Source organism: Streptomyces sp. SID14436, assembly GCF_010548465.1.
GTDB lineage: Bacteria > Actinomycetota > Actinomycetes > Streptomycetales > Streptomycetaceae > Streptomyces.
Genome location: NZ_JAAGMD010000688.1, coordinates 1 through 1,649 on the forward strand (window position 1 = coordinate 1; position 1,649 = coordinate 1,649).

General features: G+C 76.4%; 1 protein-coding gene and 1 pseudogene. One reads left to right on the forward strand and one right to left on the reverse strand.

Annotation, left to right across the window (positions count from 1 at the left end):
- Nucleotides 1-284: 284 nt before the first annotated feature.
- On the forward strand, nt 285-1,223 hold the full coding sequence (locus G3I53_RS24925) for a beta-ketoacyl-ACP synthase III (RefSeq protein ID WP_164335883.1): 939 nt from the start codon (nt 285-287) through the stop codon (nt 1,221-1,223).
- 17 nt (nt 1,224-1,240) lie between these two features.
- On the opposite strand, the pseudogene G3I53_RS24930 reads toward G3I53_RS24925, so the two are convergent.
- Nucleotides 1,241-1,649: pseudogene (locus G3I53_RS24930) on the reverse strand (hypothetical protein); the annotation flags it as partial.

A 1,649-nucleotide genomic window follows, 5' to 3' on the forward strand; every position in this document is an offset into this window, starting at 1 on the left:
GGGGAGCGGCCCCGGGAGGCGGCCCCGGCAGCCGGGCCGCTCCGGGGCGGGCCCCGGTCTCGGCCGTCCGGGCCGCTCCGGGGCGGGTGCCCCGGTTCCGGCCGTCCGGGACGCGTCCGTGGTGGCTGCCGCCGCACGGATGGTCGCCGCCTGTGACCCCGCGCCGGGCCGGGGTGGAAGCCGACAACACCGGGGCCCGATTCCTGTCGCTTCACCTGCACTCGTACCCGTGAGTCACTGATCAGACTGAGGGATCCCGCTTCCGACCCATGAGGGGACCGCCCATGATCGGCTCGCGCATCGCCGCCGTCGGCCACTACCAGCCCGCCCGGGTGCTCACCAACGAGGACCTCGCGGGCATGGTGGACACCAGCGACGAGTGGATCACGAGCCGCGTGGGCATCCGCACCCGCCACATCGCCGGACCCGACGAACCCGTGGACGCACTGGCCGCCCAGGCCGCCGGCAAGGCCCTCGCGGCGGCCGGCCGGACGGCCGCGGACATCGACATGGTGCTGGTGGCCACGTCCACCGCCATCGACCGCTCGCCCAACATGGCCGCCCGGGTCGCCGCCCGGCTCGGCATCCCCGGCCCCGCCGCCCTGGACCTCAACGTCGTGTGCGCCGGCTTCACCCACGCGCTGGCCACCGCCGACCACGCCGTGCGGGCCGGTGCGGCGAGCCGGGCCCTGGTGATCGGGGCGGACAAGATGTCCGAGGTGGCGGACTGGACCGACCGCTCCACCTGCGTGCTCGTCGGCGACGGGGCGGGGGCGGCCGTCGTGGAGGCGGCGGACGAAGCCGGCATCGGGCCCGTGCTGTGGGGGTCCGTCCCCGAGATGGGGCACGCGGTGCGCATCGAGGGCACCCCGCCGCGCTTCGCCCAGGAGGGGCAGAGCGTCTACCGCTGGGCGGCCACCCAGCTGCCCGTCGTCGCCCGCCAGGCGTGCGAGAAGGCCGGACTGGCCCCCGAGGAGCTGGCCGGGGTGGTGCTGCACCAGGCCAACCTGCGGATCATCGAGCCGCTCGCCGCCCGCCTCGGCGCGGTCGACGCCGTCGTCGCCCGGGACGTCACCGAGTCCGGCAACACCTCCGCCGCCAGCATCCCGCTCGCCCTGTCCAAGCTGGTGGAACGGGGAGAGGTGAGCACCGGCGACCCCGTCCTGCTGTTCGGCTTCGGCGGCAACCTGTCCTACGCGGGCCAGGTCGTCCGCTGCCCCTGAGGTCCCGGGGGGCGGGGTCAGCGGCAGTCGTAGGCGACGTCCACCCGTGCCGTGCGCTCGACCGGCGTCAGCAGGCGAAGTTCGGCGTGCCCCTCGTAGCGGCCGCGGCCCTCGAAGCTCCACAGCAGGTGCAGCCGTGCCTGCGTCCGGCCCCGGGGCAGCTCCTCGCGGAGCACGCCCGAGGAGGTGCCGTCGCTGCGGGTCCAGCGGTAGGTCAGCATCCCGGGGCGGCCGTTCGTCGTCACGGTGCCGACGAGGTCCGCGGTGCCCTCGCAGCGCACCGTGGCCGGCCGGGCCGTGACCGCCGCGTCCCGCACCGCCAGGTCCGGGCCGAGGCGCTGCCAGGCCAGGAAGGCCAGCACGCACAGCAGGACGACCGCCGGCAGCGCGTGCCGCCGTACCCCCCGCCGCACCGGCGGCGCGGAC

Bases quoted from the DNA above. Each gene is read 5' to 3' on its own strand.
- G3I53_RS24925 (WP_164335883.1), top strand. From the start codon at position 285: ATGATCGGCTCGCGCATCGCCGCCGTCGGCCACTACCAGCCCGCCCGG.